We start from the raw sequence: 21,891 nt of genomic DNA, 5'->3' as shown, positions 1-21,891 counted from the left end.
CGAACGAGAGATCAGTCCTTGAACAGGCCCGCGAGGTCCTCGGCCGTGATAGACCCGCTGGACAAGGCGTCGCCTTCCATGACGTCCGCGAACAGCTGTGACTTCCGGGCCTTCAATGCCATGACCTTTTCCTCGATCGTGTCCTTGGCGACGAGCCGGTAGACCATCACGTTCCGCGCCTGCCCGATCCGGTGCGTCCGGTCCACGGCCTGCGCCTCGGACGCGGGGTTCCACCAGGGATCCAGCAGGAACACGTAGTCGGCCTCGGTCAGGTTCAGGCCAAAACCGCCGGCCTTGAGCGAGATCAGGAACACCGGCGCGCTGCCGTTCTTGAATTCGTTGACCACGTCGGTGCGGTTGCGGGTGCCGCCGTCGAGATAGCAGAACTCGATCTTCTCCTCCACAAGCCGCTCGCGGACCTTGCCCAGGAAGCCGGTGAACTGGCTGAAGATCAGCGCCCGGTGGCCCTCCGCAACCAGATCCTCCAGCTGCTCAAACAGCACGTCGAGCTTCGAAGAGCGGACGCCGGACAGCGACGGGTCCACCAGAGAGGCGTCCAGGCTGAGCTGGCGCAGCAGGGTCAGGGACTGGAAGATGGTGAAGCGGTTCTTGTTCACATCCTCGATCAGGCCCAGGATCTTTTGCCGTTCGCGCTGCAGGTGCGTCTGGTAAACCTTTTGGTGGCGCGGGTTCAGCACCACCTCCAGGATCTGCTCCTGCTTGGGCGGCAGGTCCTGGATGACCTGGTCCTTGGTGCGGCGCATCATCAGCGGACGGACCCGACGGCGGAGCTTGTCCAGCTGCCCCTTGTCGCCGTTCTTTTCCACTGGCTTCTGGTAGTACTCGGCGAACCGCTTGGGGCTGGAGAACAGGCCCGGCGCCACGATGGACGTTAGAGCCCAGAACTCCATGAGGTTGTTCTCCAGCGGGGTGCCGGTGATGGCCAGCTTGAAGGCGGCGGGCAGCTTCCGGGCGCACTGGTAGGCCTTGGACTGGTGGTTCTTTACGAACTGGGCTTCGTCGAGCACCAGCCCCGCCCAGGTCTTGGAGGCATAGGAATCGTAGTCGATCCGGAACAGGGCGTAGGACGTGATCACGATGTCCGCGCCGGCGAGTTCAACGGCCGCGTCCTGGCTGTTCTTGGCGAACGTTTCACTCACGATGCGAACCGTGAGGCCGGGAGCGAAGCGTGCGGCTTCCGCTGCCCAGTTGCCTACGACGCTGGTGGGGGCCACCACTAAAAAGGGAGTCCCGCCGTCGGGCGCTGAAGATGGCGCCCCGACAGAATCAGCAGCCCCAGAGACAGAATCAGCACGCTCAGACACAGACGCAGCCTGCTCCTTCGCGGCGCACATCAGGGCGAGGGCCTGGACGGTCTTGCCGAGGCCCATGTCGTCCGCGAGGATCCCGCCCAAACTGTGCCGGTACAGGAAACTGAGCCAGTTGAAGCCTTCCAGCTGGTACGGCCGCAGCTCCGCATTGAGGGAGGGAGGCAGTGGCAGCCCGTTGATCCCGCCTTCGAGCAGCCCACCCACGGCCTCACGCCAGGCAGTGGCCTGCTCATCCACAATGCCCAGCTGCGCGAGCTCGTCCCAGAGCCCGGCCTGGAAGCGGCTGATCTGCAGCGGGGCGTCCTTATTGTCCTGCAGTGAGCGGGCTTCCTCGATCAGGGCGCGGAGCTGATGCAGTTCGGGGAGGTCCAGCGAGAAGTAGGCGCCGCTGGGCAGGAGCATCTTGGTCTGGCCCGCCGCCAGAGCGGAGAACACGGCCGCGAACGACACCGGCTGGCCCTCAAGTGAAATCTGGATGCCAAGGTCGAACCAGTCGCGCTGTTCCGTGGCCTTGGTGGAGATGGAAACCACCGGGGCTTCCTCGGCCTCGCGGTAGTCGGCGATGTTCCCGGCAGTATCCACCGAAACGTCCGGCGTGTTCCGGAGCTCGGGGAGGACGTCCTCGGTAAACGCCAGCGTGTCCAGGCCGCTGAGTTCGGCAGACGCGGACAGGCGCGGCGTGCCCCAGCCGCCGGACGCCGATTCGCCCAGGGCCGGAACAACGTTCCACGGCTGGCCGATGCCCTCCAGGATGCGGGCCTCGGCGGTGTCGTCACGGTAGCCGTGGTCGCCGGGGTGCCGCCACAGCGGTTGGGCCGTGACCAGGTTTCCGGACTTGTAGTGCCATTCCCAATGCAGCCGGACCCGGTGGTCCGCGCCATAGTTGGCCAGCAGGGAGAGGGTGGGGAGGGCCAGGGCGGGCAGCGCCACCGACTCGTCCGTCGCAGTGACCCGGGCGGCCTGCTTGAGCTTCGGGTAGAAGCCGGTGAGGAAACGCGTCTCGTCCTTCGCCGGAATGTGCAGGGTGCTGCCGGCCGTCACGAACGTCAGCAGTTCCTCGCTCAGCCCGTTTTCCAGCGCGGCCAGCGTGATCACGTTCTCCGCTGAAACACCTGGCAATGCCTCCCCGCCGGTGGTCAGGAAGACGCCGTGCGCGGGGCGGCCAATGGTCCCCACAGACGCCGGATCAACGGCTTCCCCCTCCACGGTGATGGTGGGCGCAAGCTCCAGCCCGCCGTCGTCGGCTGCTTCATTTTGGGACTGCCCCACCGCAGGTTCGTGGCCGTACCGGCTCAAATTAAGCCCGACGGCGGCGGGGGACTCCGCGAGCCGAACGGGCTCGGTGCCGCGGCTGTGAACCAGCGCGAGGCCGATCTTTCTGGCGTCGGCGAGCAGGCTCCACATGTTCTTCCCAGCAAACGTGTTCAGGCCCAGCCACAGCGCGGAGGAGTTGTGAACCCGGTTGGCGGCGGCGGTGTGTGCGGCCAGGAATGCCTGCATCCACTCGATGTGCGCCTCGTTGCATTCGCGGCGGAAGTTCAGGTAGCTCAGGGTGTTCCAGGAGACGTCGCCGCGGATCCACTTGCCCTTGGCACCCATGATCACGGGCCGGGCCTTGAGCTGGCGCACGCTGCGGAGCGGGTCGCGGCGGCCTGTGTAGGAAAAGTGCGGCGCCGGGTCCTCGATCTCGAACTGGAGGGCCAGCGGGATGCCGCTGATGGACTGGGTGATGCCCGGCTGGGAGATGAGCGGGCTCAGGGCCTGCTCCCAGTCGGCCAGGTCCAGGCTGGCGGGCTGGCGGGAAAGCCGGGAAACCTCAGCCGGGGCAAGGAGCTGGACGCGGATGGCCGGGTTGTCCTCGGCGGCGAACAGCAGCGCGGCCACGTGTTTGCAGTCCTTGCGGACGGGGCAGCTGCACACGCCCACGGTGCAGCTCCAGCCGCCCGTTTTCCGGACCAGCTTGGCCGTGGTGGAGTAAGGGACGTCGGCACCTCCGCGGACCTTGCCCAGCATCAGCCCGGTGGCGGCGTCGAACGACATTCCGGAAACCCGGCTGCCCATGGCATACGCCAATCCGGCCGCGAGGGAGCGGTCGTTAATGGCGGGGGTCTGTATTGCCAGTGCCGCACTCTCGTCCGGTTGGGATGGCATGGTGCGCGCTACTTTCAGCTGGCCACGGGGGTGCCGTGTCCGATCGGAGGTTATCTGCTTCATCTTAGTTCGCCCGGCGGGAGCCTGAAACTTCGCCTGACGTTCACTTCCGCCTCAACACAGCGGCGCCCCCGCCGACGTAGCGTGAAAGTGTCCTGAGCAGCACCGAAGCATTCAGCAGTGAGGAATCCCATGACCATGAGCCAGAACTCTGTCGTCCTGACCAAGGCCAGCATCGATGCAGGCAGCGAGGAGGTCGTAGACGCCAACGTGCACGTGGTGAACGCCATGTACGGGAAACTGCTCGACGCCGGCGAGATCGCGCCCGCGGCGCTCGGCAGCTACTACGTGGACTTCTACGTCACGCAGTCCCTGGAGGGCGGTTTCGCCCAGTACGTGTTCACCGCGGACCGGGACGAGGTGGACCCGCTCATCCGCGAGGGCCTCGCCGGGATGGGCGCAACGGCCCACCTGGAACTCTTCAACCGGACCGTTGCGGCGTTTGATGCCTTGTCCGAAGAGGACGAAGAGCGCTACCTCGACGGCGACCTGGACACCGAGGAAGAGCCCAACGGCGCCGTGCGCACCATCGAAGAGCTCGACGGCGAGTTCGAGGAGCTGTTCGAAACTGAAAACATCACCGCCCTCAACGCCGCCTGGCTCCTGCGCCAGGAGGGCTTGCTGGTGCTCGACGACGAGGAGCTTGACGCGTACATCGAGCGTCAGGTTGCGCTCATCCCCAACCTTGAGGAGCGCCATGCGGCGGCCGACGAGGAAGCGCTGGAGGACGCCCCGGATTTTGAGGTCATCATCCGCGAACTCTGCGACATCGCCGGCTACACGCTGCAGAAGATCACCATGGGCGACCCCAACTACATGCACGACGGCGAGAAGACGCTGGCCTGGCACTTCACCACGGACCACGGCGACTTCATCATGGTGGAGGATGACGAAGAGGCGTTCATGATCAACCCGGAGACCCAGGAAATCGTCGCCGCCGTTGAGTTCGAGGAAGCGGACGACGACGAGATGATCGACGCTTAGGTCCCGCACCACAGTCCCGGGCCGGGAAGAATTTTTGGAGGCGCCGTAACTTTCCCGGTCCGGCCAGCGATGTAGGGGGTGAAGGGTTCCTTACGGAGCCGGATCTGAATTGTTCTCTAGGTTTTGGAGTGTCATATGTCGTTGTTCACTGTTCTCGCCACCAGTAAAATTGCCGCCGGAGTTCTCGCCGCGGGCACCCTGGCCGTCGGTGGAACCGGCGTTGCAGCCGTTTCCGGTGCCCTTCCGTCCGACGCGCAGCAGACCGCCCACGAACTGCTCGGCGCCCCGGCCCCGAAGCTGGCCGCTGACGCCACCGAGTCCGCCTCCGCAAACGCCTCAGGCGATGCAGCAGTGACCGGCCAAGCAACAGTCTCCGGCGATAAGGTCGCAGCCGGGGCCAACGCCGCCGCCGCCGCCGGCACCGCAGTGGACGCCGCTGGTGCCGCAGCCTTTGGCCTCTGCACCGCCTTCACACACGGTGGACTGAACGCGTCCTCCGACGGCTTCTCCTCGCTGGTCATCGCCGCCGAGGGCGAAGGCAACGTTGACGCCTTCTGCGCCGATGTTGTTGCGAAGGGTGCCGGTTCCGCTGACGCCGACGCTTCCGGCGAGGGTTCCGTCGCCGTAAAGGCTGAGCGCCCCGAACTGCCCGCAGTGCCTGCAGTCCCCGCCGTTCCGGCAGTTCCGGGTGTCGTCGGCGTTCCCGCCGTTCCCGCCGTTCCTGCTGTTCCGGCCGTGCCGGGCCACGTTGTAGACGCTCCCGCCGTTTCCAACCGCTAGGACCTGCTCAGCTAGTGTGGACTGCGGGACCCCGCTCCGGACGGCCCGGATTCCCGCAGTCCACTTGGCAACAAGATCGCTGACCGACAGCAGCCGACCGATAGCAGCGGAGCACACCGCGCCGAATACCGGGATGAGCGAGTCCGCTGCCCGGGATGGAGGAGCCACTGGTGCTGGACACTTTGGCCGAAGAAGACATAGATACATTCGCAGACACTGCCGGTGCTGATCCGGCGGTGCTCTTCGGCGCTGTCTATCGAACCTTTGCCGGAGCGGTCCAGGGCTACCTCAAGGCCCGCGGCGTGGACGATCCCGAGGCTGTCACCCAGGACGTGTTCCTGGCGTTTTTCCCGAAGATAGGTGAGCTGACCGGCGGGCTCCAGGGTGCCAAGTCGTTGGTTTTTTCCATTGCCCACGCCCGGATGGTGGATTACTACCGGCGGGTTGAACGACGTCCGGACTTCACTCCGTACGACCCCCTGCAGGACGGGCGCAGCACGGCGTCCGCGGAGGACCACGCCTTAGGCCACAGCGGCGGCGCGACTGCCCTGCTTGAAGGACTCGCCGATGACCACCGCGAGGTCCTGGCACTGCGGGTGGTGGCGGACTTATCCATCGATCAGGTGGCCGGCATCATGGGCAAGTCCCCGGGTGCCATCAAGCAGCTCCAACGCAGGGCGCTGCAAAACCTCAAGGACCAGACTCTTAGAAGAAACCAGGCAGATCATGAGTGATACCGCAGGCACACGCAACGGTTCCCGCGGCGACACCTCTGTTGACAGGCTGCTGCTGGAGGCAGGGCTTGACGACGACGGTGCCCTCCGCTCCGCCCTGCTGGAACTCCGTGCGCTCGCGGCCGAGCAGCCGGCGCCCTCCGCTGCCGTTGCCGCGCTCATAATGCCCGCCGCAGCCCAGGCTGCTGCCGAGGCACAGGCCCCTGCCGTGACCCAGACTCCTGTCCCGACGCCTGCATCGAGCCACACTGCAGCCACTCGCCACCTCGCGGTGGTCCCTGAAACCGTTGTGGTGCCCCGGCCGCAGCCCGCCGCGGCACCCGCCGTGGAAGCTGCCGCGGACGCTCCGGGGGCAACGGGCGAACCCGCCGCGGCAACCGACGAGCTGGCCGCCCGCCGTCGTGCACGTCGCAGGATCACCCTCACCACGATGTCCGTGGCCGTCTCGCTGGCGGCCGGCGGCGCCGTTGCTGTTGCCTCCGACCAGGGGATCAGGGATTCCATCGGCAAGGTCAACCATGCAGTCACATCATTCGTGTCCACTGTTAGCGGCGGGCCTGCCCCCGCGCCGGCGGAGACCCCCGGGCCAGTCCAGCCCGGAGTCCCTGCCGTAGGGCCCACCGGACCGGCCGTCAGTGTGCCGGTTCCGGCCGCCCCAGGATCCGGTTCCAGCAAGGCCACGCAGCAGACTCCCGCCCCCTCGGGATCAGCACCGGCGGTGACCCTGCCAGATCTTTCGCTACCTGAAACCGTCGTGCCGGGTGTGCACGGTGGGCCGCTGAACAGTGAGGGGCAGTCCCCGGCCCTGCCTCTGCCGCCTTCGCCTCCAGTCCCGCTGCCCCGCGTCCATCCGTAAGCTGCCCATCCGTAAGCTGCCCATCCGTAAGCGCCGGGACGCTCAGTAGCCTGACGACGCGGTCCGGATCATTTCCCCGGCCGGCGTGCCCGCGGTAGTGAGGAGCGGTGGCCACGCGGTGAGGCACTCTCCGGTGCAGGCGCTCGTGCCGGAGTCCTTCACATCCTTGGTGAAGAAGTACAGGCTCATGCCAGCGGAATCAACCACGATGTTGCCGGCGCTGGAGGACGCTGCCCTGAGGTCGACGGCGGCGGCGGCGGTTGTGGTGGTTCCAGGCCTGGCCGCCGCAGCCGGAAAGTGCGGCCACGACGGCCAGCGCTGCAAGACCCGTGCCCAGATACTGTTTCATGGGGATACTCCTCGGATGGGGCCCGGTGACGGATCAAGGGGCACTAACCGGCACGACGCGCCAGGGTGAAGAATGGATCAAAGTGAACCGTTTTCCGGTCACGGACGTTGTATCGCATGTATGCGCCGAGCTTCAGCGTTTCGCTGGGGAAGAGGGGAACCATGGGCCCGCAGTTAAGGGGCGAGGACTGGATCAGGGACAGGAGGGGGCGGCATGCCGCTGGATGAGGACGTGGTGGCGGCGATCTACCGCGAACACGGCGCACCGTTGCGCCGCTTTGTCCTCAGCGCATCGCGTGACCCACAGCTGGCGGAGGACGTGGTTCAGGAGACCGTGCTGCGCGTCTGGCAGCAGGCCCCGGATATCACCGGAAGCTTGCGCAGCTACCTGTTCCGGACCGCCCGGAACATCATGATCGACAACTACCGCAAAGCCCAACGGCGCCCGGCCGAAGTGATGGAACGCGACCTCGCTGATCCCGCGCAGGCCGTGGAACGCGTGGATGAACTCCTTAACCGTGTGCTTATGGAGGAGGCGCTGCTCCGGCTCAGCGCCGAACACCGCGATGTCCTCGTGGCACTCCACTACCGCCGTTTCACCGTCAACGAGGCCGCCGTGCAGCTGAACATCCCCAGCGGAACCGTGAAGTCCCGCGCCTACTACGCGGTCAGGGCGCTGCGGATCATCCTGGATGAAATGGGGGTGGAACGGTGACCGATTCTCAGCTGCATCACTTGATGGGCGCCTATGTACTCGGTGGGCTTGACCCCGCGGATTCGCAACGTTTCGAAGCCCACCTCGAGTCCTGTGCGGATTGCCGGACCGAACTCGCCGAGTTCGAAAGCCTGCCGGCCCTGCTGGACGCGCTGCCGGTCCCGGACGCGGTGGCGCTGACCGGGACTGCCCGCCACGGGGTTGCCCCTGAGCCAGCCAGTTCAGCGCCCCTCACGGTCCTCGATGAACTGGCCACCCGCCGTCGCAAATTACGACGGCGGTGGGCGGCGCTGGTGGGCGCCGTCGCCGCCGCGTGCGTCGCCTTGGGCCTGGCCGCGGCGCCGCTGCTCAGCCGGCCGCCGGCTCCGGACGCCAGCTATTCGGTCCAGTCCGGCAATGGCCTGCAGTTCAGCATCGACCTTGCCAAGAAAGCATGGGGCACCGAGCTGGCCGTGGACGGCAGCAAGCTGCCGCTGGACGGAACCCTCTCGCTCTGGATCCGGGACCGCAACGGCGGCGAGGACCGGGCCTGTGCCTGGACCGCAACGCCCAGCGGGAGGGTGAAGGTTACGGGCGCCACGCCCGTACAGCTGGCCAGCATCGCCAGCCTGGAACTGCGGGATGAAACCCAGCAGGCCGTTGCTACCATCACGGTGCCGTAATCCCCTGGCCAGGATTACTGTGCGTGGAGGGCTCGGAACTCCGCCACGAGTCCGGGGTCCTCACAGGCCCGGGCAAACGCTTCGATCCTTTTGCTGATCTCACGGCCCAGGAGCCAGGCGCCCATCCGCTCAGCCACCGGCCGCAACCAGGCTGGGCGGCACGAAAAGGTGTACTTCCAGACGGCGCGGGTGCCGCCGTCGTCCGCGGTGAACCGCCAGCCGCCTCCGAAATTCCCGAAGAACCACGGTCCGGACACCATGGTCATGCCCACGTTCTTGGGTGGCGCATAGGAAACGTATTCACTCACCATCACCAGGCCCAGGCGGGACACGGTCCGCGTCCGGACGCCCTTTCCGGCGGATGTTGCGCTGTTCAGGAAACCTTGTGCGGAGATGAACGGGTCCCATTTGAGCCGGAACGCACCGGTGGTCTGGGAGAGGGCAAAGACTGTCTCCGGATCGAGGCGGATGTGGCGTTCGGCGCGTACCTGGGGCATGGACCCACCCTAGCCGGGGTGAACTGGTGGCCTACTGGTTCATCTTGGCCAGGCGCGCCCTGACCACCATGTAGATGCCGTAGCAGATCAGTCCGGCGCCCACCGCCGCAAGCAGGTAAACGCCGAAGGGCTGCTCCCGCAGGGCCTTGAGCCCGCCGTCAAGGCCCGTTGATTCCTCCGGGTGCGCGCGCAGGGTGGCGATCGTGATGAGCAGTCCGGTGAGGAACAAGACAGTCCCCTTGGCAACGTACCCTGTCACGCCCAGCACGCTGACGGCGGTGCGGGCCCGGGGATCCGCAGGCATCTTCAGGTGCTTCTCGAAGGACTTCTTGATGCCACGGATGCCATAGATCACCCCGGTGACGGCAATTCCCACCCCCACCAGTACCAGGAGTGCCACACCGCCGGGTGCCTTCATCACGGTCGCGGTGAAGTCGCTCACGGACTTCTGGTTGTCACCGCCGGAACCGGTTCCCATGGCAAAGGAGACAAGCGTCAGGGCCAAGCCGGCGAATACCAGAGCCTGTGCCGCTGCCTTGAGTTTCTTGCCGGCCTTTTTCTTCGTCGGCAGTCCGTTGTAGTCGAAGATGGCATCGCTGGTCTGCCACAGTGCAAGGGCGGCGCAGGCGGCAAAGCTTGCCCAGAGTAGGAACGGCCCGGCGGGCTGGCTGGCGAGCTCTGACACGGCGCCGCTGAAGTCGGCGCTTCCGCCGCCACCCATGGCGAGCCGGATGGCGATGAGGCCTACCAGGAAGTGCAGGACACCGCTGGCCGCGAACCCTGCCCGCGCGAGCAGTTCCAACGTGCGTGAATTAGTGGCACCCTCCGCCGCATCGGCGGCCTGCCTGAGTTCTCTTTTGATGGCGGTTCCTTCGGGCCGGCGCCGCAGCGGCGCATATTTGTGTGCCCCCTGCACAAGCCCAATCGTGCCACGCTTGGCGACCCGCGAACAGACCCGCGAACAGTTCCGGTCCGCGCGCCCAGTTCCGTCCCGGACCTGGTGAGGGGCGGGTGCTCCTGCTATGGGTAGTGATCCCCATCGCGGGAGACTTATTGCCGTGCGACGATATGTCCAGCGATTGATCTAACTCTTATAACTCTCCGGGGGAGCCACTATGACCTTTTACGGCGCGGACGTCAGTCAGCTTCGGGAGCTGGCGAAGGCTGTTGACAAGGCGGCGGCGCTGCTCAGCAGCCGGGCCAGCTCCCTGCAGGGCCAGATCCAGTCCGCGCCGTGGAAGGGCACCGATGGTGAGCTGTTCCGGCAGGACTGGTCGGGCAACCACCGCCCCAGCCTGGAGCGGGTGGCATCGAGCCTCCGCCACAACTCCAAGCTGCTCCTGCAGCACGCAAACGAGCAGGAACAGTCCTCTGCAGAGACCGGCAGCGGCGGCGGTGGCCCCAGCCCCAGCATTCTGGACAGGCTCAAGGACCTGGGCAGCCGGGCGCAGAACTGGCTGGAGGAACAAAAAGCGAAGGCGGCAGCGGCTGAGGCCCACCGCCAGGAGCTGAAACAGGGCCTGGATGACATGCTCAAGGCCAGCCCGGAAGAGCAGGCCAAGTGGTGGGCCGGCCTGTCAGAGGAAGACCGGAAATATCTGATCGAAGGCGAAGACGAGAATGGTCCCTTCGCCGAGGACCTTATGAGGATGGACGGCGGGATTCCCCAGTCCGCCCAGGACCAGGCCAGTGCCCATCTCCGTGAACTCGCCAAGACAGAAACTCCCGTCTACACGGAGAGTGGCAAGGCCTCCCTTGACGCCCGGGTTGCTTGGTTCCACGCCGGCGCGGAGGTAGGCACCGTGGTGGTGGAGAATGCTGATGGTTCGGCCACGATGAAGGTCTACGGCAACGTTGGTCTAGGCGTGAACGACACCACCGGTACGGCCGGGGTCACACTCAACGGGGAGGCCTCTCGCGAGTACAAATTCGGCAGCGTTGAAGAGGCCATGGCCGCCCGCAACCAGATTTACACGGATCTCCCGCCGGACAGCGTGGGTGAGATCAAGGATGTGGCCGGCAACCCGCCTGGCTACATCCTGGACACCATCAACGATGCTGCGGACGGCAACGGCTCCACCGGCCACGACGACAAAGCCAAGGGAACCCTCTCCCTGGAAGCCGAGGGCGAATCCGGTCCCGCTTCGGGCTCGGCGAAGCTTGACCTGGCCTACGAGCGGAACCTGACGGACGGCACGGCAACCGCCAGTGCCGAGGTGTCCGCCCAGGGCAAGCTGAACCTGGACGGCAGGGTATTCGAGGCCTCGGGCAAGGGCGGCCTGGAAGTGAACCTAGATAAGCACGGCAACATGGACTCGATCGCCGTATCCATGGAGGGCACCGTTGCGGAGGGCGCAACCGCGGGCCCCGACCTCCAGGGCGCCAAGGCTGAGTCCAGCCTGACGGTAGGCGCGCAGGGCACCGTGAAGATCGAGGTCGAGTACTCGCCGGAGAACGCGGCCGTGATCGACAGCTACATGCGCAACGTGGCGCTGGGGGACAACGTTGCGGCCGGCCAGGACGCCGCCAAGCTCTACGAGGCAGGCTCCGCCACCGTCCAGGCGAACCACGTGGTCACGGCGTCCAACGAGTTCGGCATTGACCTCAAGGCCGGCGAGGTGGAGGTCAAAACCGAGAACAAGGCAACCACCAACGTGTCCACGTACTATAAGGTCCCGAACGACACCAAGCTCGAGAAGCTCTGACGTCCCATGCCGGATCCGCACGTGCAAACCAGCCCAGCCAAGACTTACCGCTAAGGAGCAACCATGTCAGTGCGTATCGAATCCCCGCTGGGATTCACGGCAGACTTCCCCGAGCACACCCAGGTTCTGGAGGACTCCGCCGCCGGGCCAAACACCGAGCAATATGGCCTCCTGGGCGGCGTCCTGGTGACGGTCATCAAGGACGACACCTCCGTGACCGGGGCCGCGCAGGCCAACGGCTGGGCACACCTGATGTCAGGCTTCTACCTTGAAGACCGCGCCGGGACCATCCTGGCCGAAGGCGAACTGAACATTCCCGGAAAGTCCTCGTACGCCGTCGTGGTTGGGTACACGGATCCGGCGGGCGAAGCGAGGATCGCGGCCACCGTGGGCGTCTGGGAGAACGACCGTTTCCTTGGTGTTGTGGTGATCTGGCCGTATGTGAACCCGGAGATCGAGCCGCGGCTGGGGATGCTCAAGGAGATCGTCGCTTCCATCAGAGCGAGCTGACACCGGTTCCGGCGCTCAGCGCCGGCGGTAGCAGAGGTCGAAGATCAGCCGGCCGGCCTCGTGGGCCTTCGCCTCGAAACTGGTGCGGATCCGGCCTTCGAAGCGGGGGGCCCAGCCGCCTGCTTCGTCCACGCCCTCGTTGGGGCCGGTGTGTGCGGTGCTTACCGGCGCCCGGCCCTCGCGGACGGGCGCTCCGCCCACGAGGGTTTCGACGCCGGATTGCCATACCTGGGTGAGCGGGCTTTCGGGTCCGTGGCGCTCGCCGGTGTGGAGGTTTTCGAAGTCCGGCGAGTCCGCCAGGACGTCGCGGACGTGGACGGCGTAGTTGGACCAGTCCGTGGCGACCCGCCACAGGCCGTCCTTGGTGAGTGCCCGTGCTGCCAGTTCGGCAAACTCCGGCTGGATGAGTCGGCGCTTGTGGTGCCGTGACTTGTGCCAGGGGTCGGGGAAAAACACCCACAGTTCGCTTACGGAACCGGCCGGCAGCATGGTGGCGAGGACCTCGGGCGCGTTGGCTTCCACCACCCGGACGTTGTTCAGCCCGCGGCTGTTGATCTTGATGATGGTGTTGGCCAAGCCCGGCGTATAGACCTCCACGGCCAGGAAGTCCGTGCCCGGGTTTTCCTCGGCCGCGTGGCAGATGGCATCGCCCAGTCCGGACCCGATTTCCACGATGAGCGGTGCCTTGCGGCCGAACTCGGCCTCGGCGTCGAACGTGTAATCCGGGTGGACCGAGGTGTTGGCGACGTGCCGGGGCACGTCCAGCGCCCACCGGTCCGAGTGCTCTTCCCACGCCGTCTGGCGGCGTCCCTGGAGACGGGTACCGCGGCGCACGAAGCTCACGGGCCTGCCGCCGTAAGTGCCGAAAGACGCCTGGGTTCCGGGCGTCACCGGGCGCGGTACATGCGGAGGCTGGGGGGATTCTGGGGATTCGCTCATCCCTTCCAGAATACCCGGGAGCGCGCCGGCGGTCTGGGCCCAGCCCGTGTGCCCAGGACCCTAGGCATTGGAAGGTCAGAACGGTTGCCCGGATACTTCAGAAAGCATCACGGAACCTACGGCAGGATCATGAAATCCCCGTTCCTGAGCACGAGCAGCAGACCCACCGCAACCTCGGCCGCCGATATCCACAAAGCAGCCACGCCCGCCCGCCAGCCGGTGGATCGGCGCGCGAATACGCGGAGTGAAACGACGCCGAGCGTCACTGCCAGCAGGGTAAATATCACCGGGTAAATATCACCGGGTAACTCCACAGCACCCAGGGAGCAGACACATCCAGTCTCCCCGCGCCGTCAGAAGGGCCGGAGTAGAGTACTGCCACACGGCTGAGCGGACCGGTCAAAAAAATGCTGGCGGGCGCAACCAAGCTGAAGACGAGGCTGGCTGTGCCTTCGCCGCTGCCGTGGGCTTTTGCCGCGGCCGGGCCGGGCGCAACGGACGGATCCTGCAATGGTGCGAGGCTCATGGTTTCTCCAGAATGTTGTGGCTGGACATTGCGTGCTGTTCCCAAAGTAAGTTCGCCTCAGCCGGGCCGCCAGCCCTTTTCCGGCCTATGTGGATAACATTCCGTGTACTTAGCGTGGGCGGGTGAGCACAGGTCAAGACAACGTGGTGACAGAATGGTCCCCGTGACCCGTGCTGACAACGTTGACGTGCCTGGACTGCTGGTCGACGCCGAAATCGACGACGTCCCCCCAGCAGCCCCTACGCGCCTTCCGGGCCAGTCGGGAGGCGGTCCGGAAAGCCCCCAGAGCAGCCGCCGCGCCCTGGCATACTTGGGCCTCTGCCTGGTTCTTATCGGGCTGAACCTCCGCACGGTTTTCTCCAGTTTCGCGGCGGTTCTTCCGGAGATCACGTCCGACGCCGGCCTGCCGGGCTGGGCCGTCGTGGTGCTCACCACCGTGCCCGTCACGCTACTGGGCGTCTTCGCGCCGCTGGCCCCCGTGCTGGCCCGCCGGTTTGGAGCCGAACGAGTCCTGCTCGCCGCCATGTCAGTGCTCACGGCAGGGCTGCTGCTGCGGCCCACGGACATCGGCGGCCTGGTGCCAGGTGCCGGCCACCTCCCAACCCTGCTGGCCGGAACTGCCGCCTGCGGTGCCGCCATCGCCTTGTGCAACGTCCTACTTCCGGGGCTGGTGAAGCGTGATTTCCCGCACCGGTTGGGCCTCATGGGCGGGCTGTACACCACGGCCATCTGCGCCTCGGCCGCCCTCGGAGCCGGCTTTACATACCCCGTCTTCGCGGCGACGGGGGAGTGGACCTCGGCTCTGTGGTTCTGGGCGGTTCCTGCCGCCGTCGTACTTTTGCTGTTCCTGCCGGTGGCGCTGCGCCAGCACCCTGTCCGGCACCAGGACGGCCACCTCGGCATCAATGTGTGGCGTTCGGCGGTGGCGTGGCAGGTGACTATCTTTATGGTGCTGCAGGCCATGATGTCCTTCAGCGTCTTTGCATGGCTGGCGCCGATCCTGCGCGAACGTGGCGTGGACGGCGGAACGGCCGGACTGATGGTTTCACTTTCGATCGTGCTCCAGATGCTGGGCTCGCTGTTTGCCCCGGCGCTGGCGGCGGGATTCCGTGACCAGCGCGCCATCGCTGTGGTGGTGGCGCTGATGACCGGCTGCGGGTTTGCGCTGAGCATCTTCGGACCCCTGGAACTCATCTGGGCGTGGACCGGGCTGCTGGGACTGGGGCAGGGAAGCCTCACCGCGGTGGCCCTGACCATGATCATGCTGCGGACCCGCGACGGGCACACCGCTGCGCACCTGTCCGGGATGATGCAGGGCGTGGGTTACGGGCTGGGTTCCACCGGCACGCTGATGGTGGGCCAGCTGCACCAGGCCACGGGATCGTTCACCGCCGCCGGGGTGCTGTTCCTGGTGGTCGGTTCGCTGGCGGCGGTGTTCGGCTACCGAGCGGGCCGGAACCGCTACATCGGCGACTCCACCCAGCCGCGCCGATAACATGCGCGATTCCACGCTCCCAACGACAGACCCTACGGCCGGGATCCTGCAGCGACCGTACCTGTGGGTGACCATCGGCGCGTGTGCCCTCGTGTTCCTCGCGGCGTTCGAATCGCTCGCGGTGACCACCATTATGCCCGTCGTCAGCCGTGAACTCGACGGCGCCAGCCTGTATGCCCTTGCGTTCGCCGGTCCGCTGGCAACCGGCGTGATCGGCATGGTGGCGGCCGGAAACTGGTCGGACCGGCGCGGGCCAACCGTCCCGCTGTATGCCTCAGTTGCCCTGTTCGTGCTGGGCCTGATCATCGCGGGCACGGCCGTTTCCATGCCCATTCTGGTTGCCGGCCGCCTGGTGCAGGGGCTCGGTGGCGGTGCTCTGACTGTTGCGCTCTACGTGGTGGTGGCCCGCGTCTACCCGGCCGTCCTGCACCCCGGGATCTTCGCTGCCTTCTCCGCCGCCTGGGTGATACCGTCCCTGGTTGGCCCGTTCGCGGCCGGCATCGTGGCGGAAGTCCTGAGCTGGCACTGGGTGTTCCTGGGAGTGGTAGGGCTGGTGGTTCCCGCTGTGGTGATGATCGTTCCGGTGCTCCGCGGCATTGACCGGCCCTCTGAGCAGGCCCCGGTCCCGCCCTGGGCGTTGGGTCGGCTCGCGTGGGCAGCGCTCGCCGCGCTCGCTGTACTGGGGCTGAACCTCTCCGCCGGAGTCAGAATCGCGGGCTTCACCGCCGCGCCGGCACTCCTGGCTGCGGCCGCCGTCGCGATTGCTCTTGTAGCCGTACGTCCGCTGGTACCTCGCGGAACACTGCTCGCCCGCCGCGGCCTGCCCGGTGTGATCCTGACCCGCGGACTGGCGTCTGCCGCGTTTTTCGGCGCCGAAGTTTACTTGCCGTACCTGTTGATCGAGGAGTACCAGTTCCCGCCGACGTTCGCTGGCCTGGCGCTCACGGGAGGCGCGTTGTCGTGGGCCGCCGCTGCCGCCATCCAGGGCCGCCTCGGCGCCCGGCTGCAGCACCGGGTGGCCGTGCGCATCGGCTCAGCGCTCCTGCTGGGGGCCATCCTCCTCACGTTGGCGACGTCGGCACTCCACTGGCCTGCCGCCGTCGCGATTGCCGGCTGGCTCTTCGCCGGCGGCGGCATGGGGCTGCTGTATCCGCGGCTCAGCGTGATGACACTCGCCATGTCCACCAAGGAAAACGAGGGTTTCAACAGCTCGGCGATGTCCATTTCGGACTCGCTGGGCGGGGCGCTGGCGCTCGCTGCCACGGGCATCGTGTTCGCCGCGTTTACGACGACGGCGGAATCGTTCGCGGGGGTTTTCGCACTGACGGCAGTGGTGGCCGGCGCCGCGGTTGCGGTGGCGCCGCGGGTTTCGCGCTAACCCCGGAGTTTTTGTCCACATAATGCCGTCCAATGCCTGGCGAAGGCGCTTTATCTGGACAAAAACTCAAGCCAGGCGGGTGGCGCGGAGTACGGTGTCCCCGATGATGGCTTCCTCGCCGTCCGGACCTGACGCTGCCCGCTCCCGCGTGGTGTTGACCTCGAGCTGCCAGTCCGGCGAGTCCAGGCCGAGCTCCGTCACGAGCTGCGCCGGGGTGTAGAACATCTCCGCTCTGGTGTGGTTTCCCCACGGGGGCAGGCGGTGCGGATGATGGCCCACGATCAGCAGCGTGCCGCCCGGCTTGACCGCCGCAGCCGCCGTCCGCAGCGGACCCTGCCACGCCAGATGCGGGGAATGCAGGAACTGGGAGGACACCAGATCAAACGTTGCCGCGGGCTGCCACTCCTCCAGATCACACTGTTCCCAGTGGATGCGGCTGGCAATTTCACCCGCTCCCTCGGCGTGCATGCTCTCCCGGTCCAGGGCCGCCTTTTCATGGCCGAGCGCCCGTTCCAGGGCGACGGCGGAAACGTCGACGGCGGTGACGGTCCAGCCCTGCTGGGCCAGCCAGATGGCGTCGGCCCCTTCGCCGCAGCCCAGGTCCAGGGCCTTGCCCGGCCTGAGTCCCGCGCCTTCGCGGACCAGTTGCGGGTTGGGTTTCCCGCTCCAGAATTTCGGCTTGCTCCGGTACCTTTCGTCCCATACTTCGGCGGCACTGCGCTGGGGTGCATCCCCAAGCAGGGTGCCGCCGTCGTCCGTTGTGTGGTGGTGGTCCGCACCCTGTTGAGTCATGCCTCAAGCCTGCGCCTGCCGGGCACGCAAAGGCAACGCCTGCACCTCCTGCACCACGTATTTGAAAGAGGCCCGGGCGCAGGGATGGTACGCTTATGGAACTTGATGTGCAGTGATGCCCGCTTGCTCCTTAAATCGGAGTCCCTTGATTTGGGAAAGCGGGTTTTTTCATGTGAGAGGCACATCCTGCGTCGATGAACGCGTTCCATTTGGTCCCAGCCGCCGCCCTGAATTGGGCAGCAGCACGGTTGATCACCTGACTTTTCTTCGGCGAAACCCTTGAGCCAACCGGCATCGGGGGCCGATATCCGCATGGATACCGCCTGAAAGACCATGAAATATATGACTACTTTTGCTGCCCTCGGCACGCCCAAAGAACTTGCCGACACCCTCACCGCCCAAGGGATCGTTGAGCCGTTCCCCATCCAGGTCAAGACCCTTCCGGACACCTTGGCCGGACGCGACGTCCTGGGCCGCGGCCGCACCGGCTCCGGCAAGACCATCGCTTTCGCCATCCCGCTTGTAGCACGACTCGCTGAGCGGGAAGCCAAGCACTTCCGCAAGCCCGGCCGCCCCATGGGCCTGGTCCTCGCACCGACCCGCGAGCTGGCCACCCAGATCAACGCCACCATCGAGCCGATGGCCAAGGCCATGGGCCTGACCACCACCGTGATCTACGGCGGCATCTCCCAGGCCCGCCAGGAAAAGGCCCTGCGCGCCGGCGTCGACATCGTCATCGCCTGCCCGGGCCGCCTGGAGGACCTGATCCGCCAGCGCATCCTGACCCTCGAAGGCGTCGAGATCACCGTGCTGGACGAGGCCGACCACATGGCCGACCTCGGCTTCCTCCCGGTGGTCAAGAAGCTCATGGACATGACCCCCAGCCAGGGCCAACGCCTGCTGTTCTCGGCGACCCTGGACAACGGCGTGGACAAGATCGTCCAGCGTTACCTGTCCAACCCGCTGACCCACGCGGTAGACGAGTCACAGGCCGCCGTGACCACCATGGAGCACCACGTCCTGGTGGTCAACGACCAGACCGTCAAGAAGCAGCTGATCTTCGAGCTCGCCTCCGGCGCCGGCCGCCGCGTCCTCTTCATGCGGACCAAGCACCACGCCCGCAAGCTGGCCAAAACCCTGACCGACGCCGGGATCCCCGCCGTCGATCTGCACGGCAACCTCTCGCAGAACGCCCGTGACCGCAACCTGGCCGAGTTTTCCTCCGGTGACGTCCGCGTCCTGGTAGCCACCGACGTCGCGGCCCGCGGCGTCCACGTGGACGACGTCGAACTGGTAATCCACGTGGATCCGCCCACAGAGCACAAGGCATACCTCCACCGCTCAGGCCGTACGGCCCGCGCAGGTTCGGATGGCACTGTTGTCACGCTGACCCTCCCGGAGCAGCAGTCCGACGTCAAGAAGCTGATGAAGGCTGCCGGCGTCGAGGTCAACTTCGAGCGCGTCACCGCCAACTCCCCGTTGGTTGCCGAACTCGTGGGCGAAATGGCAGACAAGATCGATCCGCGCACCCGTGCCGCTCTTCTCGCCAAGAAGTCCGCACAGCAGGGTGGCGGCACCTCCACGGGTGCCAACGCCGAGCGCAAGCGCGCCCGCCGCAGCCAGGAAGGGCCCACCGCCGGTGGCCGTGGCGGCCGTGGTGGACGTGGACGCGTCTCCGCTGAGCCGACGCGCTCCGATCTTCCCCGCGCCGAGCGCCGCGCTGTCGCCTATGAAGGCCGCACCGAGGCACGCGCAGCATTTGACCGTGTAGCTGAGCAGAACGAGGACCGCGCCATTGCGGCAGCTGCTGCTCGCCGCAACTCCCGCGGCCACGGGGCCACCGGCTCCACGCACCGCAACGACGTCCCCGCAGCAGGTGGCCGTTCAGCGGCTGGCCGCGGTTCAGACGGCCGTGCAGATTCACGCGTTACCCGCAGCGATGCTCCCCGTGGCGGCACGGGCCGCCCGGCTACCACCGGCGGACAGCGCGGCGGACGTCCGGCAACGGGCCAGCGCGCAGCCGGAGCCCGCACTGCGGGTGCCGGTGCACGCACGGGTGGATCCGGCCAGCGCGCCGGTGCCTCAACGGGTAACTCCGGCAACGGCGGCAACAAGGCTGTTTGGTCCTCCAACACCGGCGGCACGTCCGGTGGCTCGTACGCCGGTAACGGTGGCGGCAACGGTGGCGGCAGTGGCCGTCCGGCACGCAGCGGTCCCCGCCGCGCGTCGGCTCCGGCCTCGAACGAACGCCGCAGCCGCTAGTCAGCACTACCTCGGTTTCGCTCCCCGCTCAACCACCGGGCGATTGGGGAGCGAAACCTTTACGTAGGCTCGATCGCCGTAAGCCCTACCAACCGCGGGCGCGCCACTCCCCGAGATGCGGGCGTTCCACGCCCAGGGTGGTGGGGCTGCCATGGCCCGGGTGCACCACGGTGTCGTCTGGGTAGGCCTCGAACAACCGCGCGTTGACGTCGTCCAGCAGGGACGTGAACCGCTCAGGATCCTGCTGGGTGTTGCCCACGCCGCCCGGGAACAATGAATCCCCGCTGAAGATGTGGGCAGCCCCATCCGGGTCCTGGTACACATACGCGATCGATCCCGGGGTATGGCCGCGCAGGTGCACGGCGGTGAGCTCGAAGCCGTCCACGGCGCAGGTATCCCCGTGCTCCAGGGACCGGTCCACGGGTATCGGCAGCGCGTCGGCGTCGTCCGTTCCAGCCGCTGTGGGTGCGCCCGTCGCTTCCACCAACGCCGGCAGTGCGCGGACATGGTCCCAGTGCTGGTGCGTGGTGGCGATGAGTGCCAGCTTGGGTTCAGCCGCAGTATCAGCGGCCGAGTCCGCCAGCATCGCCTGGATGGCCTGAAGATCGTCCGCGGCATCGATCAGCAGCTGTGCACCGCTGGCTTTCGCGGTCAGCAGATACACGTTGTTGTTCATCTCGCTGACGGAGATGCTGCGGATGGTGATGTCCCGTAAGTCGTGAATGAGGGTGTCCATGGGGTTCAGTTTATTCACGGTCCTGGGACTCCTGCTGCACCGGCCCCGCCCATGGCTTCCGCGGCTTCCACTATCGGAACGCGTAGGCCACGGGGGGTGCTGGAGCGTGCGTTTCCGGGCCCGATTGCAGCCATCGCTGGACCTTTTGGACCCAAGCCTTCACGCTGGCTCCCTCTTTTTTATTTGATCTGGCACTGTGCACTTCTCCAGCATCTCCGTAGGTTTATGGCTACACCAGGAGGAGTGATTGGTATCACTCGGCAGCTATCATTGCGGACTGCTACCTCCGGTGGACCTGGCTTCGCGCTTCGTGGCGCGGGCACCGAAGTGCACTTCAACGGGTTTCGTCAGAGCATCTTGGAGGAAACGTGTATCAAGCCGAACCCCGGCAGGCCGACAACGCCGGTCTCAGCAAGGGCCTCAAGAACAGACATATGAACCTGATCGCCATTGGGGGCGTCATCGGTGCCGGGCTGTTCGTCGGCAGTGGCGTTGTGATCAGCAGTACCGGCCCTGCAGCCATCGTCTCTTTTGCGATCGCAGGCGTTATCACCTTGCTCCTCATGCGGATGCTGGCCGAAATGGCCGTAGCGCGTCCGGTGGTGGGATCTTTCTACGTCTACGCACGGCAGGCACTCGGGCAGCGGGCCGGCTTCGCTACCGGCTGGATGTACTGGTATTTCTTTGTGATTGTGGTGGCCGTCGAGGCGATTGCCGGCGGCCGGATCATCCAACTGTGGTTCCCCATGGTTCCGCTATGGCTGCTCAGCCTGGGCCTGATGGTTGTACTAAGCGCCACGAACATGGTTTCCGCCCGCTCCTTCGGTGAATTCGAGTACTGGTTCAGCTCCATCAAAGTCGTGGCCATCGTCCTGTTCCTGGGGCTGGGCGTTCTCTGGATCACCGGACTGTGGCCCGACTCGACCCCGGGCATCGGCAACCTGTTTGACCACGGCGGGTTCACGCCGCTGGGCTGGGGAGCTGTGCTGGCCGCCGTCGTTCCCTGTGTGGCTTTCTACACCGGGGCGGAAATCATCACGATCGCGGCCGCCGAGTCGGAAGACCCCGAGCGTTCCGTCAAGAAGGCCATGCGCTCCATCGTGGCCCGGGTGGTGACCTTCTACGTCGGCTCGATCTTCGTGGTGGTCGCGATCCAGAGGTGGGATGCCGAGGGCGTCGGGGTGAGCCCCTATGCGGCCGTGCTGGACGTCATGGGCATCCCGGCGGTGTCCACCATCATGAACTTCATCGTCCTCACCGCAGTGCTCTCCTGCCTGAACTCCGCCTTGTACACCACCTCGCGGATGCTGTTTGCCCTCACGCGCAACGGCGATGCGCCGAAGTTCTTCACCAAGCTCTCCAAGGGCGGCGTTCCGCGCCGTGCCATCCTGATGGGTACCACCGTGGGCTATGTTTCGGTGGTCTGTGTC

General features: G+C 66.2%; 21 protein-coding genes. 12 read left to right on the top strand and 9 right to left on the bottom strand.

The features are described 5' to 3' along the window. Window positions 1–11 precede the first annotated feature (11 nt). Window positions 12–3,482 carry a DEAD/DEAH box helicase gene (locus tag QK290_RS09775; RefSeq protein ID WP_282330478.1) on the bottom strand — a complete coding sequence of 1,157 codons (3,471 nt, stop codon included), beginning with the start codon at window positions 3,480–3,482 and terminating at the stop codon, window positions 12–14. Between the two features lie 192 nt (window positions 3,483–3,674). Between QK290_RS09775 and QK290_RS09770 the strand changes: the two genes are divergently transcribed. The 4 genes from QK290_RS09770 (at window position 3,675) to QK290_RS09755 (ending at window position 6,896) form a co-directional block, all read left to right on the top strand. Then, a complete protein-coding gene (locus QK290_RS09770) occupies window positions 3,675–4,526 on the top strand; it encodes a hypothetical protein (RefSeq protein WP_282330477.1) in 852 nt (283 codons plus the stop codon). A 135-nt stretch (window positions 4,527–4,661) separates the two neighbouring features. Further along, the gene (locus tag QK290_RS09765) at window positions 4,662–5,306 is read left to right on the top strand and encodes a protein tyrosine phosphatase (protein WP_282330476.1); all 645 of its coding nucleotides are present in this window, start codon (window positions 4,662–4,664) and stop codon (window positions 5,304–5,306) included. A 155-nt stretch (window positions 5,307–5,461) separates the two neighbouring features. Next, entirely contained in the window at window positions 5,462–6,040 is a 579-nt protein-coding gene (locus tag QK290_RS09760; protein ID WP_282330475.1) for a sigma-70 family RNA polymerase sigma factor, read from the top strand. Then, window positions 6,033–6,896 carry a hypothetical protein gene (locus QK290_RS09755; protein ID WP_282330474.1) on the top strand — a complete coding sequence of 288 codons (864 nt, stop codon included), beginning with the start codon at window positions 6,033–6,035 and terminating at the stop codon, window positions 6,894–6,896. Before QK290_RS09760 ends, QK290_RS09755 begins: the two co-directional genes overlap by 8 nt. A 42-nt stretch (window positions 6,897–6,938) precedes the next feature. Here QK290_RS09755 and QK290_RS09750 read toward each other — a convergent pair whose 3' ends face one another. Continuing rightward, window positions 6,939–7,220 carry a hypothetical protein gene (locus QK290_RS09750; RefSeq protein ID WP_348994455.1) on the bottom strand — a complete coding sequence of 94 codons (282 nt, stop codon included), beginning with the start codon at window positions 7,218–7,220 and terminating at the stop codon, window positions 6,939–6,941. Window positions 7,221–7,458: 238 nt separating this feature from the next. Between QK290_RS09750 and QK290_RS09745 the strand changes: the two genes are divergently transcribed. After that, window positions 7,459–7,959, top strand: coding sequence for a sigma-70 family RNA polymerase sigma factor (locus QK290_RS09745; RefSeq protein ID WP_282330473.1), 501 nt, complete (start codon window positions 7,459–7,461; stop codon window positions 7,957–7,959). Beyond that, window positions 7,956–8,621: a zf-HC2 domain-containing protein gene (locus tag QK290_RS09740; protein ID WP_282330472.1), complete on the top strand. Its 666-nt coding sequence runs from the start codon at window positions 7,956–7,958 to the stop codon at window positions 8,619–8,621. Before QK290_RS09745 ends, QK290_RS09740 begins: the two co-directional genes overlap by 4 nt. Before the next feature lie 14 nt (window positions 8,622–8,635). On the opposite strand, the gene QK290_RS09735 is transcribed toward QK290_RS09740, so the two are convergent. Together QK290_RS09735 and QK290_RS09730 are read right to left on the bottom strand one after the other, a co-directional pair. After that, on the bottom strand, window positions 8,636–9,118 hold the full coding sequence (locus tag QK290_RS09735; protein ID WP_282330471.1) for an SRPBCC family protein: 483 nt from the start codon (window positions 9,116–9,118) through the stop codon (window positions 8,636–8,638). Window positions 9,119–9,149: 31 nt separating this feature from the next. After that, window positions 9,150–10,007: a DUF1206 domain-containing protein gene (locus QK290_RS09730; protein WP_282330546.1), complete on the bottom strand. Its 858-nt coding sequence runs from the start codon at window positions 10,005–10,007 to the stop codon at window positions 9,150–9,152. A gap of 226 nt (window positions 10,008–10,233) precedes the next feature. Here QK290_RS09730 and QK290_RS09725 point away from each other — a divergent pair, with 226 nt between their 5' ends. Together QK290_RS09725 and QK290_RS09720 are read left to right on the top strand one after the other, a co-directional pair. Next, window positions 10,234–11,823 (top strand): hypothetical protein, encoded by a 1,590-nt coding sequence (locus tag QK290_RS09725; RefSeq protein WP_282330470.1) that lies wholly within the window; start codon window positions 10,234–10,236, stop codon window positions 11,821–11,823. A 63-nt stretch (window positions 11,824–11,886) separates the two neighbouring features. Continuing rightward, window positions 11,887–12,333, top strand: a complete 447-nt coding sequence (locus tag QK290_RS09720; RefSeq protein WP_282330469.1) for a hypothetical protein — start codon at window positions 11,887–11,889, stop codon at window positions 12,331–12,333. A 15-nt stretch (window positions 12,334–12,348) separates the two neighbouring features. On the opposite strand, the gene trmB is transcribed toward QK290_RS09720, so the two are convergent. From trmB to QK290_RS09705, 3 genes are all read right to left on the bottom strand, one after another. Continuing rightward, a complete protein-coding gene (gene trmB, locus QK290_RS09715) occupies window positions 12,349–13,272 on the bottom strand; it encodes a tRNA (guanosine(46)-N7)-methyltransferase TrmB (RefSeq protein ID WP_282330468.1) in 924 nt (307 codons plus the stop codon). Window positions 13,273–13,388: 116 nt separating this feature from the next. Further along, window positions 13,389–13,559: a hypothetical protein gene (locus tag QK290_RS09710; RefSeq protein ID WP_282330467.1), complete on the bottom strand. Its 171-nt coding sequence runs from the start codon at window positions 13,557–13,559 to the stop codon at window positions 13,389–13,391. Next, on the bottom strand, window positions 13,556–13,798 hold the full coding sequence (locus tag QK290_RS09705; protein WP_282330466.1) for a hypothetical protein: 243 nt from the start codon (window positions 13,796–13,798) through the stop codon (window positions 13,556–13,558). The genes QK290_RS09710 and QK290_RS09705 overlap by 4 nt, the downstream gene beginning before the upstream one ends. Before the next feature lie 163 nt (window positions 13,799–13,961). Between QK290_RS09705 and QK290_RS09700 the strand changes: the two genes are divergently transcribed. Next, window positions 13,962–15,293 (top strand): MFS transporter, encoded by a 1,332-nt coding sequence (locus QK290_RS09700; RefSeq protein ID WP_282330465.1) that lies wholly within the window; start codon window positions 13,962–13,964, stop codon window positions 15,291–15,293. A gap of 1 nt (window position 15,294) precedes the next feature. Then, on the top strand, window positions 15,295–16,671 hold the full coding sequence (locus QK290_RS09695) for an MFS transporter (protein WP_282330464.1): 1,377 nt from the start codon (window positions 15,295–15,297) through the stop codon (window positions 16,669–16,671). A gap of 66 nt (window positions 16,672–16,737) precedes the next feature. Here the strand turns inward: QK290_RS09695 and QK290_RS09690 are convergent, their stop codons facing one another. Further along, on the bottom strand, window positions 16,738–17,463 hold the full coding sequence (locus tag QK290_RS09690) for a class I SAM-dependent methyltransferase (protein ID WP_282330463.1): 726 nt from the start codon (window positions 17,461–17,463) through the stop codon (window positions 16,738–16,740). A 342-nt stretch (window positions 17,464–17,805) separates the two neighbouring features. Here QK290_RS09690 and QK290_RS09685 point away from each other — a divergent pair, with 342 nt between their 5' ends. Continuing rightward, on the top strand, window positions 17,806–19,725 hold the full coding sequence (locus tag QK290_RS09685) for a DEAD/DEAH box helicase (RefSeq protein ID WP_282330462.1): 1,920 nt from the start codon (window positions 17,806–17,808) through the stop codon (window positions 19,723–19,725). A gap of 85 nt (window positions 19,726–19,810) precedes the next feature. Here QK290_RS09685 and QK290_RS09680 read toward each other — a convergent pair whose 3' ends face one another. Then, complete coding sequence (locus tag QK290_RS09680; RefSeq protein WP_282330461.1) at window positions 19,811–20,461, bottom strand: MBL fold metallo-hydrolase; 651 nt, start codon at window positions 20,459–20,461, stop codon at window positions 19,811–19,813. A gap of 368 nt (window positions 20,462–20,829) precedes the next feature. Between QK290_RS09680 and QK290_RS09675 the strand changes: the two genes are divergently transcribed. Next, window positions 20,830–21,891 (top strand): amino acid permease (locus tag QK290_RS09675; protein WP_282330460.1); only part of this gene is annotated, 1,062 nt, incomplete at its 3' end.

This window comes from Pseudarthrobacter sp. AL07, assembly GCF_029960665.1.
In the GTDB taxonomy this organism is placed as follows: Bacteria; Actinomycetota; Actinomycetes; order Actinomycetales; family Micrococcaceae; genus Arthrobacter.
Note: the sequence above shows the minus strand (reverse complement) of the source record. Positions and strands in the feature narration are given on the sequence as shown.

Coding starts and splice junctions, on each gene's coding strand:
- QK290_RS09735 (WP_282330471.1), bottom strand. CDS start 9,118: ATGCCCCAGGTACGCGCCGAACGCCACATCCGCCTCGATCCGGAGACA.
- QK290_RS09685 (WP_282330462.1), top strand. CDS start 17,806: ATGACTACTTTTGCTGCCCTCGGCACGCCCAAAGAACTTGCCGACACC.
- QK290_RS09695 (WP_282330464.1), top strand. CDS start 15,295: ATGCGCGATTCCACGCTCCCAACGACAGACCCTACGGCCGGGATCCTG.
- QK290_RS09720 (WP_282330469.1), top strand. CDS start 11,887: ATGTCAGTGCGTATCGAATCCCCGCTGGGATTCACGGCAGACTTCCCC.
- QK290_RS09725 (WP_282330470.1), top strand. CDS start 10,234: ATGACCTTTTACGGCGCGGACGTCAGTCAGCTTCGGGAGCTGGCGAAG.
- QK290_RS09770 (WP_282330477.1), top strand. CDS start 3,675: ATGACCATGAGCCAGAACTCTGTCGTCCTGACCAAGGCCAGCATCGAT.
- QK290_RS09755 (WP_282330474.1), top strand. CDS start 6,033: ATGAGTGATACCGCAGGCACACGCAACGGTTCCCGCGGCGACACCTCT.
- QK290_RS09775 (WP_282330478.1), bottom strand. CDS start 3,482: ATGCCATCCCAACCGGACGAGAGTGCGGCACTGGCAATACAGACCCCC.
- QK290_RS09745 (WP_282330473.1), top strand. CDS start 7,459: ATGCCGCTGGATGAGGACGTGGTGGCGGCGATCTACCGCGAACACGGC.
- QK290_RS09765 (WP_282330476.1), top strand. CDS start 4,662: ATGTCGTTGTTCACTGTTCTCGCCACCAGTAAAATTGCCGCCGGAGTT.
- trmB (WP_282330468.1), bottom strand. CDS start 13,272: ATGAGCGAATCCCCAGAATCCCCCCAGCCTCCGCATGTACCGCGCCCG.
- QK290_RS09680 (WP_282330461.1), bottom strand. CDS start 20,461: ATGGACACCCTCATTCACGACTTACGGGACATCACCATCCGCAGCATC.
- QK290_RS09690 (WP_282330463.1), bottom strand. CDS start 17,463: ATGACTCAACAGGGTGCGGACCACCACCACACAACGGACGACGGCGGC.
- QK290_RS09705 (WP_282330466.1), bottom strand. CDS start 13,798: ATGAGCCTCGCACCATTGCAGGATCCGTCCGTTGCGCCCGGCCCGGCC.
- QK290_RS09760 (WP_282330475.1), top strand. CDS start 5,462: ATGGAGGAGCCACTGGTGCTGGACACTTTGGCCGAAGAAGACATAGAT.